Source organism: Clavibacter quasicaliforniensis (genome assembly GCF_051201715.1).
GTDB lineage: Bacteria > Actinomycetota > Actinomycetes > Actinomycetales > Microbacteriaceae > Clavibacter > Clavibacter seminis.
Genome location: NZ_CP139624.1, coordinates 1,025,626 through 1,044,684, shown reverse-complemented (window position 1 = coordinate 1,044,684; position 19,059 = coordinate 1,025,626). Strand labels below are relative to the sequence as shown.

The following is a 19,059-nucleotide window of genomic DNA, read 5'->3' as shown; positions in this document are numbered from 1 at the left end:
GAGAAAGAAGCCCGTGACCACTGACACCGCGACCCCCGGTTCCGAGCCCTCCACGAGCACCATCGTGGACGGCGTCCACTACCACCAGTTCGACATCGTCATCGTGGGTGCGGGCGGCGCAGGCATGCGCGCGGCGATCGAGGCGGGACCGCAGGCGAACACGGCCGTCATCTCCAAGCTCTACCCGACGCGGTCCCACACGGGCGCGGCGCAGGGCGGCATGGCCGCGGCCCTCGCCAATGTCGAGGAGGACAGCTGGGAGTGGCACACCTTCGACACCGTCAAGGGCGGCGACTACCTCGTCGACCAGGACGCGGCGGAGATCCTCGCCAAGGAGGCCATCGACGCGGTCATCGACCTCGAGAACATGGGCCTCCCCTTCAACCGCACGCCCGACGGAAAGATCGACCAGCGCCGCTTCGGCGGGCACACGGCCGACCACGGCAAGAGCCCCGTCCGCCGCTCCTGCTACGCGGCCGACCGCACGGGCCACATGATCCTGCAGACGCTGTACCAGAACTGCGTCAAGTTCGGCATCAACTTCTTCAACGAGTTCTACGTGCTCGACCTGGTCATGGCCGAGGTCGACGGCAAGGAGCAGCCCGCGGGCGTCGTGGCCCTCGAGCTGTCGACCGGCGAGATCCACGTGTTCCAGTCGAAGGCCGTGATCTTCGCGACGGGCGGCTTCGGCAAGATCTACAAGACGACCTCGAACGCGCACACCCTCACGGGCGACGGTGTCGGGATCATCTGGCGCAAGGGCCTGCCCCTGGAGGACATGGAGTTCTTCCAGTTCCACCCGACCGGCCTGGCAGGGCTCGGCATCCTCCTGTCCGAGGCGGCACGTGGCGAGGGCGCGATCCTCCGCAACAGCGAGGGCGAGCGCTTCATGGAGCGCTACGCCCCCACCATCAAGGACCTGGCTCCCCGCGACATCGTGGCGCGATGCATGGCCACGGAGATCCGCGAGGGCCGCGGCGCCGGCCCGAACAAGGACTACGTCTACCTCGACATCACGCACCTCGAGCCCGCGGTCATCGACGCGAAGCTCCCGGACATCACGGAGTTCGCGCGCACCTACCTCGGCGTCGAGCCGTACACGGAGCCCGTGCCCGTGCTGCCGACCGCGCACTACGCGATGGGCGGCATCCCCACGAACATCAAGGCCGAGGTCCTCTCCGACAACACCACGGTCGTGCCGGGCCTCTACGCGGCCGGCGAGTGCGCGTGCGTCTCGGTGCACGGATCCAACCGCCTGGGCACCAACTCGCTCCTCGACATCAACGTGTTCGGCAAGCGCGCGGGCAACTACGCGGCCGAGTACGTGAAGACGGTCGACTTCACGCCGCTGCCCGCCGACGCGGCCGACTTCGTGAAGGGCCTCGTCGAGGGCGCGCGCAACTCCAACGGCACCGAGCGGATCTCGACGCTGCGTCGCGAGCTGCAGGAGTCGATGGACCGCAACGCCCAGGTGTTCCGCACCGAGGACACGCTGATCGAGGTCACCAAGGTGATCGCCGACCTGCGCGAGCGGTACACGAACATCCAGGTGCAGGACAAGGGCCAGCGCTTCAACACGGACCTGCTCGAGGCCATCGAGCTCGGCTTCCTGCTCGACCTCGCGGAGGTCGTCGTGTACTCGGCGATGTACCGCAAGGAGAGCCGCGGCGGCCACTTCCGCGAGGACTACCCCACGCGCGACGACGAGAACTACATGGTGCACACCATGGCGTACCTCACCGGCGACGCCCACAGCACGGACGCCGGCGACCACATCAAGCTGAGCACCAAGCCCGTGGTCATCACGAACTACCAGCCGATGGAGCGGAAGTACTGACCCTCAGGGTCAGCGCCGCCGCACATCACCGCATCACCGATCGGAATAGGACCGCACACGTGAGCACCGCAACCCTGGACGCACCCCCCGCGGGAGAGGCCTCGGCCATCCCCACCTTCACGGTGACCCTCATCATCCGCCGGTACCTGCCGGGCCAGGACGCCGAGCCCCGGTGGGAGGACTTCGACGTCGAGGTCTACCCGACCGACCGCATCCTCGACGCGCTGCACAAGATCAAGTGGGAGCAGGACGGGTCGCTGACCTTCCGCCGCTCCTGCGCGCACGGCGTGTGCGGATCCGACGCGATGCGCATCAACGGCCGCAACCGGCTGGCCTGCAAGACGCTCATCAAGGACCTCGACATCTCGCAGCCCATCTACGTGGAGGCCATCAAGGGCCTGCCGCTGGAGAAGGACCTCGTCGTCGACATGGAGCCGTTCTTCGAGTCGTTCCGCGACGTGCAGCCCTTCCTCATCTCGAACACGAAGCCGGAGAAGGGCAAGGAGCGGATCCAGTCCGCCGCCGAGCGCGCCCGCTTCGACGACACCACGAAGTGCATCCTCTGCGCGGCGTGCACGTCGTCCTGCCCGGTGTTCTGGACCGACGGCCAGTACTTCGGCCCCGCCGCCATCGTCAACGCGCACCGCTTCATCTTCGACTCGCGCGACGAGTCGAACGTGCGCCTCGACATCCTCAACGACAAGGAGGGCGTGTGGCGCTGCCGCACGACCTTCAACTGCTCCGAGGCGTGCCCGCGCGGCATCCAGGTGACGCAGGCGATCGCCGAGGTCAAGCAGGCGATCATGCGCGGCAAGGCGTAGCGCCACCGCTCCCCCGGACCACGAAGGCCCCGCAGCTCCTCGGAGCTGCGGGGCCTTCCGTCTTGCAGCGCGCGGCTAGCCGCCCGCGAGGATCCGCTCAGCCGCGGCACGCGCCTCGGCGGCGGTGCGCGCCGTGAGGACCGCATCGGCGGCCGCGCGCGCCTCGTCGAGGGTGCGGCGGCCGAGCTCGAGGCGGACGTCGGCGAGCGCGGCGGGCGTCATGGACAGGCTCGTGGCGCCGAGGCCGACGAGGACCACCGCGAGGAGCGGATCCGCCGCCGCCTCGCCGCAGATGCCGACGGGCGTGCCGGATGCGCGGCCCGCGTCGCCCAGCGTGCGGACGAGGCGGAGGACCGCCGGGTGCCAGGGATCCTGGTACGACGCGACGGAGCCGAGCAGGCGATCCGCCGCCATCGTGTACTGCGTGAGGTCGTTGGTGCCGACGCTCACGAAGTCGGCGACCTCGACGACCTGGTCCGCGAGGAGGGCGAGCGACGGCACCTCGGCCATGACGCCCACCGTGCGGAGGCCGAGCTCGCGACCCAGCTCCACGAAGTACGCGGTCTCCTCCGCGTCGGCGACCATGGGCGCCATGACCCAGAGGTCGGCGTCGGTGGCGGCGTCCGCGGCGGCGAGGGCGGTGAGCTGGTCGCGGAGGATCTGCTCGTTCGCCCGGAGCGCGCGGAGCCCGCGGAGGCCGAGCGCGGGATTCTCCTCGTCCTGGTCGGTGAGGAAGGCGAGCGGCTTGTCGGCACCGGCGTCGAGCGCCCGGACGACGACCTTGCGGCCCGGGAACGCCTCGAGGAGCGCGGTGTACTGCGCGGTCTGCGCGGCGACCGACGGCGCCTGGGCGGCGTCGAGGAAGAGGAACTCGGTGCGGAAGAGGCCGACGCCCTCGGCGCCGAGCTCGACCGCGCGCGCGGCCTCGTCGGGGGATCCGAGGTTGGCGAGGAGCGGGACGGGCGTGCCGTCGGCGAGCGCGCCGTCGGTGATGGGGGCGGCGAGCGCCTCCTCGCGGGCGCGGATCCGGCGGACGGCGTCCTCGCGCTCGGCATCGGACGGATCCACGATGACCACGCCCGCCGCCGCGTCGACGACGACCTCGTCGCCCTCCGCGAGGTCCGCGGCGCCCATCACTCCGACGATGGCGGGGATGGAGCGGCTGCGGGCGAGGATCGCGGTGTGGCTGGTGGGGCCGCCGTCGGTGGTGACGAGGGCGAGCACGCGGTCGAGGTCGAGCAGCGCGGTGTCGGCGGGCGCGAGGTCGCGCGCGACGAGGACGAAGGGCGCGTCGGCGGTGGGGATGCCCGGCGCGGGCACGCCGCGGAGGAGGGCGATGACGCGCTGGGCGACGTCCGCGAGGTCCGCCGCGCGCTCGGCCATGTAGCCGCCCATGCCCGTGAGCAGCTCCTGGAAGGTGGCGAACGCCTCGAACACGGCGCGCTCGCCTGAGCGGCCCTGGCCGACGAGGCGGCCGACCGAGTCGAGGAGCGCGGGGTCGCGCGCCATGAGCGACTGCGCGTCGAGCACGTCCTTGGCGTCGCCCCCGGCGCGGGCGCCGCGCGCGGCGAGGTCGTCGGCTGTCGCGGCGAGGGCCTCGGCGACGCGCGCGACCTCGGCGTCGGCGTCGCCCGTGAAGGGCTCCGTGCCGGGCTCGGGTAGCGGGTCGGGCATCCTCATCACGGGCCCGGTGGCCACTCCGTGTCCTACTCCGATGCCGGTGATGCGCACGGTGACTCCTCGCTCGGGTGCGGCCGCGCGCGGACGCCGTGCGCGGGATGGGCGTCCGGTGGGGCTGCCGGAACGGCCCGTCCACGCTATCAGGGGGCTGGCGGCCCGTATCCTCGGGGGATGACCGCCCCCGACGGCCGCGGACGCCCCGCATCCCCCGCTCCCGGCACGACTCCCGCGGAGCAGCCCGCGCCCACCGGCATCCCCGCCCTGTTCGCCCGCGTCATGGCGCTCAAGCCCGTGCGCGTGTTCCTCGCCTACGGGGCCGCGGGCGGACCGATCCTCGCCGCCGGCATGTCGTACCAGGCGGTGTTCGCCGTGTTCGCGGCGCTCGCGGTCGGCTTCTCGGTGGCGGGATCCGTGCTGGCGGACAACCCGATGCTGCTCGACTCGCTGCTGCGCCTGATCCAGGGCGCGGTACCCGGCCTCTTCGGACCGGAGGGCGTGATCGAGGATCCGCAGGAGCTGCTGAAGTCGAGCACCATCTCCATCGCGGGCATCGTGGGGTCCATCGGCCTGCTCGTCACCGCGCTCGGCTGGCTCGCCTCCACGCGCGACTCGGTGCGCCGCATCTTCGAGCTGCCGCCGCCGACGACGTTCTTCCTGCTCCTCAAGGTCAAGGACCTCGGGCTCGCCCTGGTGTTCGCCCTCGCGATGCTGCTCTCGGCCGCGCTCTCGGTCGTGAGCACCGGGCTCCTCGGGTTCGTGTTCGGGCTCATGCAGGTCGGCGAGGACTCGTTGCTCGCCGTCGTCGTCGGTCGCACCGTCGGCCTCGCGCTCGTGCTGGCGCTCGACACGGCCGTGCTCGCGGGCGCCTACCGGATCCTCTCGGGCGTCAGGATCCCGCGGCCGCAGCTCCTGCAGGGCGCGCTCCTCGGCGGCGTCGCCATGGGCGTGCTCAAGGTGCTCGGCACGGCGCTCCTCGGCGGGGCCAGCCGGAACCCGCTGCTCGCCTCGTTCGCGGTGATCATCGGCCTCCTGATCTGGTTCAACCTGATCTGCCAGGTCATCCTCATCTGCGCCTCGTGGATCGCCGTCAGCATGCGCGACCGGGGCATCGACGCGCGCCGCCTCAGCCCCGAGGAGCTGGAGAAGGAGCGCGTCACGAAGCTCGACGAGGCCCGGCGGATCCTCGAGGAGGAGGAGCGCGCGCGAGCCCGCGAGCGCTACGCCGGGTCGCGCGGGCTGACCCGGGTCCTGCTCCGGCTGCGGGGAGAGCACCGCCGTTAGGATCGACTCCATGCCCTCGAACCTCCGCGTCGCGTCCATCAACACGAACGGCGTCCGGGCCGCGTTCCGCAAGGGCATGGGCGATTGGCTCGCCACGCGCGACGTCGACATCCTCGCCATCCAGGAGGTCCGCGCCGAGACGAGCGACATCGAGGGCCTCCTCGGACCCGAGTGGAACGTGCTGCACGACGCCGCGACCGCCAAGGGCCGCGCGGGCGTCGCCATCGCGAGCCGCCGCCGCGCGGAGATCCACCGGGTCGCCATCGGCGAGGAGGACTTCGACAGCGCGGGCCGCTGGCTCGAGGCCGACTACGACGTGGACGGCACGATCGTCACGGTCGTGAGCGCCTACGTGCACTCCGGCGAGGTCGGCACCCCCAAGCAGGACGAGAAGTGGAAGTTCCTCGACGGGATGGAGCGCCGCCTGCCCGAGATCGCCGAGCACTCCGAGCTCGCCGTCGTCGTCGGCGACCTCAACGTCGGGCACCGCGAGCTCGACATCCGCAACTGGAAGGGCAACGTGAAACGCGCCGGGTTCCTGCCGCGCGAGCGCGCCTACCTCGACCGGATCCTCGGCGCGCGCGGCGAGGATGTCGAGGGAGTCGACGGATCCACCGGCCCCGGCCTCGGCTGGGTCGACGTCGGCCGCCAGCAGGCCGGCGAGGTCGACGGCCCGTACACGTGGTGGAGCTGGCGCGGCAAGGCGTTCGACAACGACACGGGCTGGCGCATCGACTACCAGCTCGCGACCCCGGCCCTCGCCGAGAAGGTCACGGGCTACGCGGTCGACCGCGCCGAGGCGTACGACCAGCGATGGTCGGACCACACGCCCGTGGTCGTCGACTACGCGATCTGACCCGTCGCCCGCACCGCCCCTCTCCCCTCCCCCTCCGCGCCGCACCGGCGCCCCGCGAGCGCCCCGCGCTCCCCTCACGAAGGCATCGCCATGACCGCACGTCCCGTCCTCTTCTCCGGCATGCAGCCGTCCGCCGACTCGCTGCAGATCGGCAACTACATCGGCGCGCTCCTGCAGTGGAAGGAGCTGCAGACCACGCACGACGCCGTGTTCTGCGTCGTCGACCTGCACGCCATCACCGTGCCGCAGGACCCCGCGGCGCTCCGCGCGAGCACCCGGCGCACCGCCGCGCAGTACATCGCCGCGGGCATCGACCCGGCCGTCTCCACGCTGTTCGTGCAGTCGCACGTGCCGGCGCACACCGAGCTCGCGTGGATCCTCAACACGCTCACCGGGTTCGGCGAGGCCAGCCGCATGACGCAGTTCAAGGACAAGTCGCAGAAGCAGGGCGCCGACGCGACGACGCTCGGCCTGTTCGCGTACCCGACGCTCATGGCGGCCGACATCCTGCTGTACGGCTCCGAGGTCGTGCCCGTCGGCGACGACCAGAAGCAGCACGTGGAGCTCACGCGCGACCTCGCGAAGCGCTTCAACTCGCGCTTCGGTGAGGTGTTCCGGATCCCGGAGCCGATGATCCAGAAGGACACGGCGCGCATCTACGACCTGCAGGACCCGACGTCGAAGATGAGCAAGTCCTCCGCTTCGGACGCGGGGGTGGTGTGGCTGCTGGACGAGCCCGCGAAGACGGCCAAGAAGATCCGCTCGGCCGTCACGGACACGGACCGCGAGATCCGCTTCGACCGCGGCGAGAAGCCCGGCGTCTCGAACCTGCTGACGATCCTGTCGGCCTTCGAGGGGACGGCCGTTGGTGCTCTCGAGGACCGCTACGCGGGCCGCGGCTACGGCGACCTGAAGAAGGACGTGGCCGAGACCGTCACGGGCGTCTTCGAGCCGATCCGCGCGCGGACGCTCGAGCTGCTGGACGACCCGGCCGAGCTCGACCGCGTGCTCGCCGGCAACGCCGCGCGCGCCGAGGAGCGGGCCGACGCCATGCTGGCGCGCGTCTACGACGCCGTCGGACTCGTGCGGCGCGCCGGCCGATGACCCTCCGGCTGGTCCTCCTCGACCTCGACGACACGCTGGTGGACCACCGCGGAGCCGTGGCCGACGGGATCACCGCGCACCTCGCCGCGCGCGGGCACCTCGACGCCGCCGACGCCGGCGAGCGCGACCGGGCCGTCGCGCTGTGGGTCGCGCTCGAGGAGGAGCACTACCACCGCTACCTCGCGGGCGAGCTCGACTACCAGGGCCAGCGGCGGGCGCGCGTGCGCGGGTTCCTGGCCGCGTGGGAATCCGCCGACGCCGCTGACCTCGCCGCCGGGCTCGCGGAGGACGACGCCGCGACGGACGCCTGGTTCGGCGGCTACCTCGCCGGGTACGAGGCGTCGTGGCGCGCGCTGCCCGGTGCCGTGGAGGCGCTAGACGAGATCGCGCGCCGGCACCCGGGCGTGCGCTTCGGTGTCGTGACGAACGGCGAGCGCAGCCAGCAGGAGCCGAAGATCGCCGCGGCGGGGCTCACCGACCGCCTCTCCCCCGTCGTCTGCTCGGGCGACCTGGGCTTCACGAAGCCCGACCCGCGCATCTTCCTGCTCGCGTGCCAGGAGGCCGGAGTGGATCCGGCCGACGCCGTGATGGTGGGCGACCGGCTGCGCACCGACGCGCTCGGCGCGGTCGACGCGGGCCTCGCCGGCGGCATCTGGTTCGACGCCCTCGGCGACGCGGACGCGCCCCTGCCGGCCGGCGTCGTGCGGATAACCGCGCTCGCCGACCTCGCCGACGCCGTGGACCTCGTCGGCGTCCGCTGACGGCGTAGGTCGCGGAGCGTCACGGACCCCGGCCCCGCAGCCGCGTGGGCTAATCTCGACGCATACACGTGCTCCGGGGTCGGTGGAAATCCGAGCCGGCGGTGACAGTCCGCGAACGGACGATGCGCGACCGGGTCCCCGGGAGCCTCGTCCGCCGATCCGGTGGGAATCCGGGACCGACGGTTAGAGTCCGGATGGGAGGCGCACGCGGCGTCGGCGAGCCTGCCGGCGTCGAGGTCTCGTCGACCGCGCCCGGAGTCCGTCCACGGACGAGGACACCATGCACGACGACCCGACGGCACCGCACGCGGCCGGCCAGCACGCGGCCGACGCACCCGCGCTCGAGCGCGCGATGCGCCGCGGCCTCGAGCTCGCCGCCGAGGGTCCCGCGTGGGGCCCGAACCCGCGCGTCGGCTGCGTGATCCTCGACGCCGACGGCCGCGTCATCGCCGAGGGCCGCCACCGCGGCGCCGGATCCGCGCACGCCGAGGTCGACGCGCTGCGGCAGCTGCCCGCGGGCGGGGCACGCGGATCCACCGCGGTCGTCACGCTCGAACCCTGCAACCACACCGGCCGCACCGGGCCGTGCGCCGACGCGCTGGTCGAGGCCGGGGTCGCACGCGTCGCGTACGCGGTCGCCGACCCGGGCGCCGAGTCCTCGGGCGGCGCGGCCCGCCTGCGCGCCGCGGGCATCGAGGTCACCGACGGCGTGCTCGCAGACGAGGCCGCCGCGTTCCTGCGCGCGTGGCTCGGATCCGCCCGGCTCGGTCGCCCGTTCGTCACGGCGAAGTGGGCCTCCAGCCTCGACGGCCGCATCGCCGCCGCGGACGGCACGAGCCGCTGGATCACCGGGCCCGCCGCCCGGCAGGACGTGCACCGCCGCCGCGCCGAGGCCGACGCGATCCTCGTGGGCACGGGCACCGTGCTCGCGGATGACCCCGCTCTCACGGCCCGCCGGCCCGACGGGATCCCGTACCCGCACCAGCCCGCGCCCGTCGTGCTCGGCGACCGCGCGATCCCCGACGACGCGGCCGTGCACCGGCACCCGCGCCGGCTGATCCGCATCGGGGGCCACGACCCGGCGGAAGCGCTCGCGGAGCTCGGCCGCCTGGGGATCCGCCACGTGTTCGTGGAGGGCGGCCCCACGATCGTCTCCGCGCTCGTCGCCGCAGGGCTCGTGGACGAGGTGGTCGCCTACCTCGCGCCCGTGCTCCTCGGCGGCCCGCGCACCGCGACCGGCGACCTCGGCGTGCCGAGCATGCCGGCCGCCCACCGACTCACCCTCATCAGCACGACGCGGCTCGGGGACGACATCCTCGTGACCGCGCGACCCACCACGGAAGGCCAGTGATGTTCACAGGGATCATCGAGGAGCGCGGACGCGTCCTCGCGCTCGACGCCGAGGGCGACTCCGCCCGGATCACGGTGGAGGCGCCGCTCGCGGTGTCCGACGCCCGGCACGGCGACTCCATCAGCGTCGACGGCGTGTGCCTCACGGTCGTCGCGCAGACGCCCGAGGGCTTCACCGCCGACGTCATGCGGCAGACGCTCGTGATGAGCTCGCTCGGACGCCTCGGCGTGGGCGACCGCGTGAACCTGGAGCGCGCCGCGCGCGTGGGCGACCGGCTCGGCGGCCACATCGTGCAGGGCCACGTCGACGGCACCGGGCGCCTGCTCGCGACCACGCCGGGCGAGGCGTGGCGGATCCTCCGCTTCTCGCTGCCTGCCGACCTCGCGCCGCTCGTGGTCGACCGCGGATCCATCACGGTGCAGGGCGTGAGCCTCACCGTGAGCGCGGTCAGCCCCACCGACACCCCCGTTGCCGACGCCTGGTTCGAGGTGTCGCTCATCCCGGAGACGCTCACGGCGACGACGCTCGGCGCGCTCGAGCTCGGCGACGAGGTCAACCTGGAGACCGACGTGCTCGCACGGCACGTGCAGCGGATGCTCGCGCTCGACGCTCGGTCGGAGGATCGCTCGTGAGCCTCGCCGACATCCCCGCAGCGCTGCAGGAGCTGCGCGCCGGCCGCCCCGTGATCGTCGTCGACGACGAGGGCCGCGAGAACGAGGGCGACGTGCTGCTCGCCGCCGAGTCCGCCTCGCCCGAGTGGATCGCCTGGCTCGTGAAGCACTCGTCGGGCTTCATCTGCGCGCCCATGACCAACGAGATCGCCGACCGGCTGGAGCTGCCGCTCATGGTGGCCGACAACCGGGATCCGCGCGGCACCGCGTACACGGTCTCCGTCGACGCCGCCGACCGGCTCTCCACGGGCATCAGCGCCTCCGACCGCGCGCACACCCTGCGCGTGCTCGCCGACCTCGGCAGCGTGCCGACGAGCCTGCACCGGCCCGGCCACATCCTGCCGCTGCGCGCGGTCGACGGCGGCGTGCGCGAGCGGGACGGCCACACCGAGGCCGCGGTCGACCTGCTCACGCTCGCGGGCCTCACGCCCGTCGGCGCGATCAGCGAGATCGTGCAGGACGACGGCGAGATGATGCGCCTCCCCGGCCTCCTCGCCCTCGGCGAGCGTGAAGGCGTGCTGGTCGTCACGATCGAGGCGCTGAAGGCGCACCTCGAGGAGTTCCACTGCGACCGGCCGCTCGAGCCCGCCGTCGCGATCCCCGAGGCGTCGCGCGTGATCTTCGAGGTCGAGACCACCGTCCCCACCACGCACGGCTCCGTGAAGCTGCGCGCCTACCGCGACCGCACGACGGGCGCCGACCACGTCGCGATCGTCGCGGGCGAGCCGCGCGCGCACGGGACGCTCGTGCGCGTGCACTCGGAGTGCCTGACGGGCGAGGCGCTCGGATCCCTCAAGTGCGAGTGCGGGCCGCAGCTCGACGCCGCGCTCGACGAGATCCAGCGCGACGGCGGCGTGGTCGTCTACCTGCGCGGGCACGAGGGGCGCGGGATCGGCCTCATCAACAAGCTGCGCGCGTACCGGCTGCAGGAGGACGGCTTCGACACGCTCGACGCGAACGTCGCCCTCGGCCTCCCGGCGGACGCGCGCGACTACGGCGCGGCGTCGGCGATCCTGCAGGAGATGGGGATCGAGGACGTGCGCCTGCTCACGAACAACCCCGAGAAGGTACGGCAGCTCGAGGCGCACGGCGTGGAGGTGACCGAGCGCGTGCCGCTCGTCGTCGGCGTCAACGACGTGAACGCGGGCTACCTCGAGACCAAGCGCGACCGCATGGGGCACCGCATGGTGCTCGACACCGACATGCACATCGGACCCGACGCCTACCCCGACGCCGAGGCGCCCGACGGCCTGACCACCACGACCGCATCACCCCAGGAGGAGACCGCATGAGCGGACACGGAGCACCCGAGATCGACCCCACCGCGCTCGACGGGAGCGGCCTCCGGGTCACGGTCGTCGCCGGACGCTGGCACGACGAGATCAGCGCGGGCCTCCTCGCGGGCGCGCAGCGCGTGCTCGACGCGGCGGGCGTGACCACCACGGTGATCCGCGTGCCCGGCAGCTTCGAGCTGCCCGTGGTCGCGCGCGCGGCGCTCGACGCGGGGGCCGACGCGGTCGTCGCGCTCGGCGTGATCATCCGCGGCGGCACGCCGCACTTCGAGTACGTGTCCGACGCCGCGACCTCCGGCCTCACGCAGGCGTCGCTGCTCGCGGGCAAGCCGATCGGCTTCGGGCTGCTCACGCTCGACGACGAGCAGCAGGGCATCGACCGCGCGGGGCTCCCGGGGTCGAAGGAGGACAAGGGCGCCGAGGCGGCCGAGGCCGCGGTGACGACGGCGCTGCTGCTGAAGGGGATCCGCGGGGCCTGACCTGCCGGCCGCTCGGTTTTGATATCGAGAACGGGTATCAGTAAGGTCGTCGGGAGCGCCGCCGGACCGCCCGGCACCCGGCGCGGACGGACGGGGGCCCGGTGCATCCCGCCCTCGACGTCCGCTCACTGTCCATCGCGATCGACCGCGTGCCGCTCGTGCACGACGTCGACCTGCGGGTCGGGGCGGGCGAGCGGGTCGCGCTCGTGGGCGCGTCCGGATCGGGCAAGTCGCTCACCGCGCAGGCCGTGCTCGGGACGCTGCCGCCCGGATCGCGCATGCACGGCGTCGTGGAGCTCGGCGGCGGCGCCGTCGGGCCGGCCGCGCCACGCCAGCGCCTCGGCCGCGTCGCCGCCGTGCAGCAGGACTCGCTCGCGGCGCTGAACCCCCTCGTCACGGTGGGCGCGCAGCTGGTCGCGGCGCTGCGCGCGAGCCGGGCCCGCGGATCCGCCGCCGACGGCGGGCTCCTCACCCGGTCGGACGCGCGGCGCGAGGTGCGGCACCTGCTCGCCGAGGTGGGCATCCAGGATCCCGACGGCACGCTCCCCGCCTTCGCCGCCGAGCTGTCGGGTGGCCAGCGGCAGCGCGTCTGCCTCGCTCTCGCGCTCCTCTGCCGCGCCGATCTCCTGTTGGCCGACGAGCCGACGACCGCGCTCGACGTCGTGACGCAGGCGCGCGTGGTCGACGTGATCCGCCGCCGCCTCGACGCGACCGGCCAGGCGCTCCTCTTCATCACGCACGACCTCGCTGTCGCCGCGGCGCTGTGCGACCGGGTCGTCGTGCTCGAGGCCGGCCGCGTGGTCGAGGCCGGGTCGATGCGCGAGCTCGTGCGGCGGCCGCGGCACGCGTACAGCCGGGCGCTCGTGGCGGCGGCGTCGCGGCGGGCGGGCGGCGGATCCGCGGATCGCGTCGCGGCGACGGCCTCCGCATCGGCCCCGCTCGGCGCGGTGGCGGCCCGATGACCGACGCGCTCGGCGCCACCGGGATCACGCACCGGTACCCGCCGCGCCGCGACCCCGCCGCGCGGCGCATGGCCCGCACCGCCCGCGCGTCCGGTGCCCCCGGCCCGGCGCCCGCGCTCGACGACGTGACCTTCCGCATCGCGCCCGGCGAGACGGTCGGGATCGTGGGCCGCTCGGGATCCGGCAAGTCGACCCTGCTGCGCGTGCTGCTCGCCCTCGAGGCCCCGACCGCGGGCCGCGTGGCGCTCGGCGAGCGCGCGGTCGCACCCTGCCGCGCATCCGCCCTGCGCTGGTACCGGCGGCGCGTGCAGGCCGTGCCGCAGGATCCGGGCGCGAGCCTCGAGCCGCGCATGACCGTGCGGCAGCTCATCCGCGAGCCGCTCCGCCGCCTCGACGTGCCGGGCGACCACGCCACGATCGTCGCCCGCGCCCTCGACGACGTCGGCCTCGCCGCCTCCCTCGCCGACCGGCGGCCCCGCGAGCTGTCCGGCGGGCAGGCGCAACGCGTGGCGCTCGCCCGGGCCATCGCGACCTCCCCGGGGATCCTCCTCGCCGACGAGCCCGTGAGCGGGGTGGACCTGCCGCTGCGCGACCGGATCATCGAGCTGCTCGGCGACCTCGTGCGCGAGCGCGGCCTGGGGCTCGTGCTCGTGTCGCACGACCTCGACGCCGTCGCGCGGCTCTGCGGGCGCAGCGTCGTGCTCGCGGGCGGGCGGATCGTGGAGGAGGGGCCGACCGGGCGCCTGCTCGCCGACCCCGCGCATCCGGCCACGCGCGAGCTCGCCGACGCCGTGCCGCGGCTGCCAGGAGCGCTCACCGCATGACCGCGTCCCACCCGTCAGGACCCGCGGGCCCGGGCACCGCCGCGCCCCACGCCGCCGTCCTCCTCTCCAGCCAGCTCGTGTTCAACCTCGGCTTCTACGCGGTCGTCCCGTTCCTCGCCGTCGTGATGCGCGACGACCTCGGGCTCGGTGCCCTCGCGATCGGCCTGGTGCTCGGCGCCCGCACCTTCAGCCAGCAGGGCCTGTTCCTGCTCGGCGGGATGCTCGCCGACCGCTTCGGCCCGCGCACCCTCATCGCCGCGGGCTGCGTCGTGCGCGTGTCCGGCTACCTGGGGCTCGCGCTGGCCGCGGACCTCGCCGGCTTCCTCGCCGGCGCGATCCTGACGGGGCTCGGCGGCGCGCTGTTCAGCCCGGCGCTGCAGAGCCTGGTCGCGGCCGCCGACGCGAGGGGCCGCGCCACGCGTCGGCCCGGCCGCCCGTCGCTGTTCGCCGCGCTCGTGCTGGTGGGCGAGGTCGGCGCGGCCGTCGGTCCGCTCGCGGGCGCCGCCCTGCTCGGTCTGGGATTCTCGGCGACCGTGCTCGTGGGCGCGGCGCTGTTCGCGGCCGTGGGCGTCGCGCTGTGGTGCGTGATCCCGGCGGACGCGGGGCGGGCCGTCGCGGCGTCGCCCGGGGAGTCGCGCCCGGGATCCGCGCCCGTCGCCGGTGCTGCCGCCGCCGCCCGCTGGGCCGCCGCCCCCGCCCCCGTCGCCGACCGCTGGGCCGCCGTCCGCGACCGCCGCTTCCTCGCGTTCTCCGCCCTCTTCGCCGTCGACCTCGTGGCCTACAACCAGCTCTACCTGGGGCTGCCGCTCGAGCTCACGCGCGCAGGCGCCGGGACTGCGGCGGTCGGATCCGCGTTCCTCGCCGTCTCGCTGCTCACGATCGCGCTGCAGTGGCCCGTCGCCCTCCTCGCGAAGCGGCTCGGCCCCGGTCGCGCGCTCGCGCTCGGCTTCGGCACCACCGCGACGGGCTTCGCGGCGCTCGCGCTCGCGTCCGTCGTGCCGCCGCCCGCGGGTGCCGAGCTCGTGCCCGCCGCGGTCCTCGTCGTCTGCCTCACGCTCGGGCACATGACCGCGGGCCCCGTGACCATGGAGCTCGTCTCGTCCTTCGCCGCCGGCCGCCCGACCGCGTCGTTCTACGGGCTGCTCGCGAGCTGCGGCGGCGTGGCCGTGCTCGTCGCCGGCGGCGTGGTCGGATCCCTGCTCGACGCGGCGCCAGCTGTCGCCTGGGGGATCCTCGCCGTGCTGCCCGTCGCGGCGGCCGTCGGCCTGCCCCGGCTGCTGCCCGCGCCCGTGCCCTCTCTCGAAGCGCACGCCGCGCACGACGCGCACGCAGCCGGCCGCGCCGCGTCCCCACGAGCCACGCCCGCTCCCCCGACCACCACCTCCGATGCCCCGCGCATCGCCGTCGATGCCCCGCGCATCCCCGAGACAGGACCCCATGCCCGCTAGACGCCCCCGCTCCGCCCGTCCCACCCGCGCGGCCCGCTCCGCCGCCCTCATCGCCCTCGCCGCCGCGTCGATGCTCGCCCTCAGCGGCTGCTTCGCCGCGAGCCCGGGGTCCACCTCGGGAGGCGGGCAGGATGGCGACGCCCGCATCCGCCTCGCCATGCTGCAGCCGCCGCGCTCCGGCCTCACGCCCCTCAGCGACGACGCCTTCAAGCTCGCGCGCTGGAGCACGGCCGAGACGCTCGTGACGCTCGACGACCTCGGCGACGCGCAGCCGCAGCTCGCGACCGGCTGGACCCGCGTCGACGACCTGACCTGGGCCTTCGACATCCGCCCCGACGTGCCCTTCCACGACGGCACGACCCTCACGGCCGCGCAGGCCGCCGCCTCGCTCACCGCCGCGGCGACCGCGAGCCCGAAGCCGCGGATCCTCGACGGCGTCGACCTCACGGCCACCGCCGACGGCGACCGCGTCCTCGTGCGCACGGCGACGCCCGACCCGCTCGTGCCGCAGCGCATGTCGAGCCCGCAGCTCGCGATCCTCGCCGCCTCCGCGTACGGCGCCGACGGCACGGTCTCCCCCGTCGGCACGGGCACGGGACCGTTCCGCCTCACCGCGGTCGACGGCACGTCCTCCGCCACGCTCGACAGGTTCGACGGCTACTGGGGCGGGCGCGCCGCGTCCGCCGGGATCGACGTGCGCTTCGTGCCCGACGGCACCGCGCGCGCCGCCGCCCTCCGCACCGGCACGGCCGACGTGGTCGAGGCGATCCCCGTGGGCCAGGCCGCGCAGGTGGATCCGCAGCTCCTGCACGAGGTCGCGATGCCGCGCACCAACACGCTGTACCTCAACACGCGGACCGGGCCCTTCGCGGATCCCGCCGTCCGCGCCGCCGCCCAGGCCGCGGTCGACCGCGCCGCGCTCGTCTCCGGCGTCTACGAGGGCCGGGCCGACGCGGCCACCGGGCTCCTCGGACCCGCGCTGCCCTGGGCCGCCGACCTCCGCGACGGCGCCTCCTACCGCGACGCGCTCGCCGGTCGCGCGACACCCGCTCGGGTCGACGGCGTGCCGATCACCCTGGGCACCTTCACCGACCGCGCCGAGCTCCCCGAGGTGGCCGTGCAGCTCGAGCAGCAGCTCGAGGCCGCCGGCTTCGACGTGACCCAGGACGTCCGCGAGTACCAGTACATCGAGGCCGACGCGCTCGCGGGGAAGTTCGACGCCTTCATCCTGTCGCGCGCGACCGTGCTCGACTCCGGGGATCCGGCCGCCTACCTCTACAGCGACTTCGCGTGCCAGGGCTCGTTCAACATCTCGCAGGAGTGCGACCCCGCGGTCGACCAGGCCCTCGCCGAGGCGTCCGCGCTGCCGGCCGGGCCCGAGCGCCGTGCCGCGATCATGCGGGTCGAGGCCCTCGTGCTCGCCGACGACGCCGCGGTGCCGCTCCTGCACGAGCGCGTGATCCAGGGCGAGGCCGCCGGGGTCACGGGCGCAGTGCGCGATCCCCGCGAGCGCGCGCTCATCACCGTCGACACGCGCGTCGAGCGCTGATGGGCCGCGCGCGCGACGGGCTCGTCGTCGGGGCGTCCCGCGTCGTCGCGATCGGCGGCGTCGTGGCGCTCGTCGGCGCGCTGCCGTGGCTCTCCGGCCGCTCGCCCGAGTACACGATCCTCCGCGCGCGCTACGCCGACCTCGAGGCCACCCCGGAGGCGCTCGCGGCGGTGCGCGCGCAGCTCGGCCTCGACCGCGGGCCGCTCGCCGTGTCGTCCGACTGGCTCGCGGGCGTCCTCCGCGGCGACCTCGGCACGTCGTGGATCTCCGGCCGCCCGGTCCTTCCCGGCACCCTCGACGCGCTCGGCGTCTCCCTCACGCTGATGGCGTTCGCGATCGCGGTCGCCGTGGCGGTCGCGGCGCTCCTCTGCGCGCCCGCCCTCCGCGACGCGACGCGCGGGCGCCTGGCCCGCGGATCCGGTGCCCTGGCCGCCGCCCTCACCGCGCTCCCCGAGTTCCTGCTCGCGACCGCGCTCCTCGTGGTGGTCGCCGTCTGGCTGCGCTGGGCGCCGCCGTCCGGCTGGGACGGGCCGGCGAACGCCGCGCTCCCCGCGCTCGCCCTCGGGATCCCCGCGGGCGGGCTCATCGGGCGCCTCCTCGCCGACGCGATCCGGTCCGCGTCGGCCGAGCGCTGGGTCGCCACGTGGGCGATGGCCGGCCTGCCGCCCGCGCGCACGACCCTCGCGGTGCTGCGCCGCGCGCTGCCGTCGGTGCTCGGGCAGGTCGGGCTCGTGCTCGTCGGCCTCACGGGCGGCGCGGTCGCGGTCGAGCAGGTGTTCGCGATCCCCGGCATCGGCCGCGCGACCCTGGGCGCGGCCAGCAGCCAGGACGTGCCGGCGCTGCAGGCGGGCGTGCTCGCGCTCCTCGCGGTCGCCGTCGCCGCCGGCGCGCTCGCGGATCTCGCCCGTCGCGCGCTCCTCGGCCCCGCCCTCCGCCTGGGATCGCTGCCCGTGCCCGACGCGCGCGTCCCCGCCCGACCGCGCGACGCCGCCGTGCCCGCCGTCGCGGCCTGTCTCCTCGGGCTCATCGTCGTGGCGGGTCTCGCGCGGGATCCCCTCGCCACCACCGCGGGCCGCCTCGCGCCGCCCTCGTGGGCGCTCCCCTTCGGTGCCGACGCGAGCGGCCGGGACCTCCTCGGCCGGGTCGGCCACGGCGCCGTCACGACGCTCGGCACGGCGCTCCTCGTGGTGATCGCGTGCTGCGCGATCGGCCTCGTGCTCGGGCTCCTGCCGCGCGCGGCGATCGGGCCGGTCGAGGTCGCGAACGCGGCCCCGCCGATCCTCGCCGGGATCGTGGTCGCCGCGATCCAGGGGCCGTCGACCGCGGGCGCGGCCATCGCCGTCGCCGCCGTCGGCTGGGCGCCGCTCGCCGCGCACGCCGGGGCTCTGATGCAGGAGGCGCGCGCGCAGCCGCACGTGCGGATCCTGCCGGTGCTCGGCGTCGGACGCGCGCGGATCCTGCTGGTGCACCTGCTGCCCGCCGTCGTCGGCCCCGTGGTGCGGAACGCGATGCTGCGGCTCCCCGGCATCGCCCTCACGCTCGCGGCGCTCGGCTTCCTCGGCCTCGGCAGCGCCCCGCCGACGCCCGAGTGGGGCCTGATCCTCAGCGAGGGCAGCGCCTACGCGGAGCGCGCGCCGTGGGCGGTCGCCGCCCCCGCGCTCGCGCTCGTGCTCGCCGCGGTGATCGCGGTGTCGCTGTCGGCGCACGACCTGACGGGATTCGTGCGGCGGCGGAGCGCATCCGCCGCGGACGCGCGCCCGGCCGACGCGCCCGCGATGGCCCCCGGGGGCTAGCGCCGCTCGTCCGGCCCCGGCTCCTCCGACGGCAGCGGGTCGAGGGCGATGCCGCCGTCCGCATCCCACCTGAGCGCCTCCGCCTGATCCTCCTCGGTGGGCTCCTCGGCGAGCCGGGCGCGCTCCTCGAGCTCCTGGTGCGTCCAGCGACGCAGCTGCAGCACGGCGAGCACCACGACCGCGACGCACGGGATCGCCAGGTACCAGAAGCCGGTCGCGACGGCGACGATCGCGCCCGCACCGCAGATCTGGGCGAGCCCGGGCAGGACGGCGCGGCCGGTCTCGTGCTCCATGGGGCTCCTCGTGGTGGGCGGCATCGCGGGTTCCGCCGGCCGTCCCAACCTACCGAC

General features: G+C 74.8%; 17 protein-coding genes and 1 riboswitch. Of the genes, 15 read left to right on the top strand and 2 right to left on the bottom strand.

Going from position 1 to position 19,059, the window contains the following annotated elements; genetic code table 11:
* Positions 1–13: 13 nt before the first annotated feature.
* Together sdhA and NL142_RS05035 are read left to right on the top strand one after the other, a co-directional pair.
* Positions 14–1,837, top strand: coding sequence for a succinate dehydrogenase flavoprotein subunit (sdhA, locus tag NL142_RS05040; protein ID WP_194683077.1), 1,824 nt, complete (start codon positions 14–16; stop codon positions 1,835–1,837).
* A 59-nt stretch (positions 1,838–1,896) separates the two neighbouring features.
* Entirely contained in the window at positions 1,897–2,658 is a 762-nt protein-coding gene (locus NL142_RS05035; RefSeq protein ID WP_012037655.1) for a succinate dehydrogenase iron-sulfur subunit, read from the top strand.
* A 75-nt stretch (positions 2,659–2,733) separates the two neighbouring features.
* Here the strand turns inward: NL142_RS05035 and ptsP are convergent, their stop codons facing one another.
* A complete protein-coding gene (gene ptsP, locus NL142_RS05030) occupies positions 2,734–4,389 on the bottom strand; it encodes a phosphoenolpyruvate--protein phosphotransferase (protein ID WP_435081214.1) in 1,656 nt (551 codons plus the stop codon).
* Positions 4,390–4,509: 120 nt separating this feature from the next.
* Between ptsP and NL142_RS05025 the strand changes: the two genes are divergently transcribed.
* The 13 genes from NL142_RS05025 (at position 4,510) to NL142_RS04965 (ending at position 18,709) form a co-directional block, all read left to right on the top strand.
* A complete protein-coding gene (locus NL142_RS05025; protein ID WP_435081213.1) occupies positions 4,510–5,619 on the top strand; it encodes a YihY/virulence factor BrkB family protein in 1,110 nt (369 codons plus the stop codon).
* Between the two features lie 10 nt (positions 5,620–5,629).
* A complete protein-coding gene (locus NL142_RS05020) occupies positions 5,630–6,475 on the top strand; it encodes an exodeoxyribonuclease III (RefSeq protein ID WP_435081212.1) in 846 nt (281 codons plus the stop codon).
* A gap of 90 nt (positions 6,476–6,565) precedes the next feature.
* Complete coding sequence (gene trpS, locus NL142_RS05015) at positions 6,566–7,579, top strand: tryptophan--tRNA ligase (RefSeq protein WP_435081211.1); 1,014 nt, start codon at positions 6,566–6,568, stop codon at positions 7,577–7,579.
* Entirely contained in the window at positions 7,576–8,340 is a 765-nt protein-coding gene (locus NL142_RS05010) for an HAD family hydrolase (RefSeq protein WP_435081210.1), read from the top strand. The genes trpS and NL142_RS05010 overlap by 4 nt, the downstream gene beginning before the upstream one ends.
* A 65-nt stretch (positions 8,341–8,405) precedes the next feature.
* Positions 8,406–8,550: riboswitch (FMN riboswitch) on the top strand.
* A 70-nt stretch (positions 8,551–8,620) separates the two neighbouring features.
* Positions 8,621–9,691, top strand: coding sequence for a bifunctional diaminohydroxyphosphoribosylaminopyrimidine deaminase/5-amino-6-(5-phosphoribosylamino)uracil reductase RibD (ribD, locus tag NL142_RS05005; RefSeq protein ID WP_435081209.1), 1,071 nt, complete (start codon positions 8,621–8,623; stop codon positions 9,689–9,691).
* Complete coding sequence (locus NL142_RS05000) at positions 9,691–10,323, top strand: riboflavin synthase (protein ID WP_435081208.1); 633 nt, start codon at positions 9,691–9,693, stop codon at positions 10,321–10,323. Before ribD ends, NL142_RS05000 begins: the two co-directional genes overlap by 1 nt.
* Positions 10,320–11,654: a GTP cyclohydrolase II gene (gene ribA, locus NL142_RS04995; protein ID WP_435081207.1), complete on the top strand. Its 1,335-nt coding sequence runs from the start codon at positions 10,320–10,322 to the stop codon at positions 11,652–11,654. Before NL142_RS05000 ends, ribA begins: the two co-directional genes overlap by 4 nt.
* Positions 11,651–12,133, top strand: coding sequence for a 6,7-dimethyl-8-ribityllumazine synthase (gene ribH, locus NL142_RS04990; RefSeq protein ID WP_119373630.1), 483 nt, complete (start codon positions 11,651–11,653; stop codon positions 12,131–12,133). The genes ribA and ribH overlap by 4 nt, the downstream gene beginning before the upstream one ends.
* A 101-nt stretch (positions 12,134–12,234) precedes the next feature.
* A complete protein-coding gene (locus NL142_RS04985) occupies positions 12,235–13,095 on the top strand; it encodes an ATP-binding cassette domain-containing protein (protein ID WP_435081206.1) in 861 nt (286 codons plus the stop codon).
* Positions 13,092–13,919 (top strand): ABC transporter ATP-binding protein, encoded by an 828-nt coding sequence (locus NL142_RS04980; RefSeq protein ID WP_435081205.1) that lies wholly within the window; start codon positions 13,092–13,094, stop codon positions 13,917–13,919. The genes NL142_RS04985 and NL142_RS04980 overlap by 4 nt, the downstream gene beginning before the upstream one ends.
* Positions 13,916–15,367: an MFS transporter gene (locus NL142_RS04975; protein WP_435081204.1), complete on the top strand. Its 1,452-nt coding sequence runs from the start codon at positions 13,916–13,918 to the stop codon at positions 15,365–15,367. The genes NL142_RS04980 and NL142_RS04975 overlap by 4 nt, the downstream gene beginning before the upstream one ends.
* On the top strand, positions 15,357–16,916 hold the full coding sequence (locus NL142_RS04970; RefSeq protein ID WP_435081203.1) for an ABC transporter substrate-binding protein: 1,560 nt from the start codon (positions 15,357–15,359) through the stop codon (positions 16,914–16,916). The genes NL142_RS04975 and NL142_RS04970 overlap by 11 nt, the downstream gene beginning before the upstream one ends.
* Positions 16,916–18,709 carry an ABC transporter permease subunit gene (locus tag NL142_RS04965; RefSeq protein WP_435081202.1) on the top strand — a complete coding sequence of 598 codons (1,794 nt, stop codon included), beginning with the start codon at positions 16,916–16,918 and terminating at the stop codon, positions 18,707–18,709. Before NL142_RS04970 ends, NL142_RS04965 begins: the two co-directional genes overlap by 1 nt.
* On the opposite strand, the gene NL142_RS04960 is transcribed toward NL142_RS04965, so the two are convergent.
* Positions 18,706–19,002: a hypothetical protein gene (locus NL142_RS04960; RefSeq protein ID WP_435081201.1), complete on the bottom strand. Its 297-nt coding sequence runs from the start codon at positions 19,000–19,002 to the stop codon at positions 18,706–18,708. The genes NL142_RS04965 and NL142_RS04960 overlap by 4 nt on opposite strands.
* Positions 19,003–19,059: the final 57 nt, after the last annotated feature.

Excerpts from the sequence above, each read along its gene's own strand:
- NL142_RS05025 (WP_435081213.1), top strand. The coding sequence starts at position 4,510 with ATGACCGCCCCCGACGGCCGCGGACGCCCCGCATCCCCCGCTCCCGGC.
- NL142_RS05020 (WP_435081212.1), top strand. The coding sequence starts at position 5,630 with ATGCCCTCGAACCTCCGCGTCGCGTCCATCAACACGAACGGCGTCCGG.
- trpS (WP_435081211.1), top strand. The coding sequence starts at position 6,566 with ATGACCGCACGTCCCGTCCTCTTCTCCGGCATGCAGCCGTCCGCCGAC.
- NL142_RS05010 (WP_435081210.1), top strand. The coding sequence starts at position 7,576 with ATGACCCTCCGGCTGGTCCTCCTCGACCTCGACGACACGCTGGTGGAC.
- ribD (WP_435081209.1), top strand. The coding sequence starts at position 8,621 with ATGCACGACGACCCGACGGCACCGCACGCGGCCGGCCAGCACGCGGCC.
- NL142_RS05000 (WP_435081208.1), top strand. The coding sequence starts at position 9,691 with ATGTTCACAGGGATCATCGAGGAGCGCGGACGCGTCCTCGCGCTCGAC.
- ribH (WP_119373630.1), top strand. The coding sequence starts at position 11,651 with ATGAGCGGACACGGAGCACCCGAGATCGACCCCACCGCGCTCGACGGG.
- NL142_RS04980 (WP_435081205.1), top strand. The coding sequence starts at position 13,092 with ATGACCGACGCGCTCGGCGCCACCGGGATCACGCACCGGTACCCGCCG.
- NL142_RS04975 (WP_435081204.1), top strand. The coding sequence starts at position 13,916 with ATGACCGCGTCCCACCCGTCAGGACCCGCGGGCCCGGGCACCGCCGCG.
- NL142_RS04970 (WP_435081203.1), top strand. The coding sequence starts at position 15,357 with ATGCCCGCTAGACGCCCCCGCTCCGCCCGTCCCACCCGCGCGGCCCGC.
- NL142_RS04965 (WP_435081202.1), top strand. The coding sequence starts at position 16,916 with ATGGGCCGCGCGCGCGACGGGCTCGTCGTCGGGGCGTCCCGCGTCGTC.
- NL142_RS04960 (WP_435081201.1), bottom strand. The coding sequence starts at position 19,002 with ATGGAGCACGAGACCGGCCGCGCCGTCCTGCCCGGGCTCGCCCAGATC.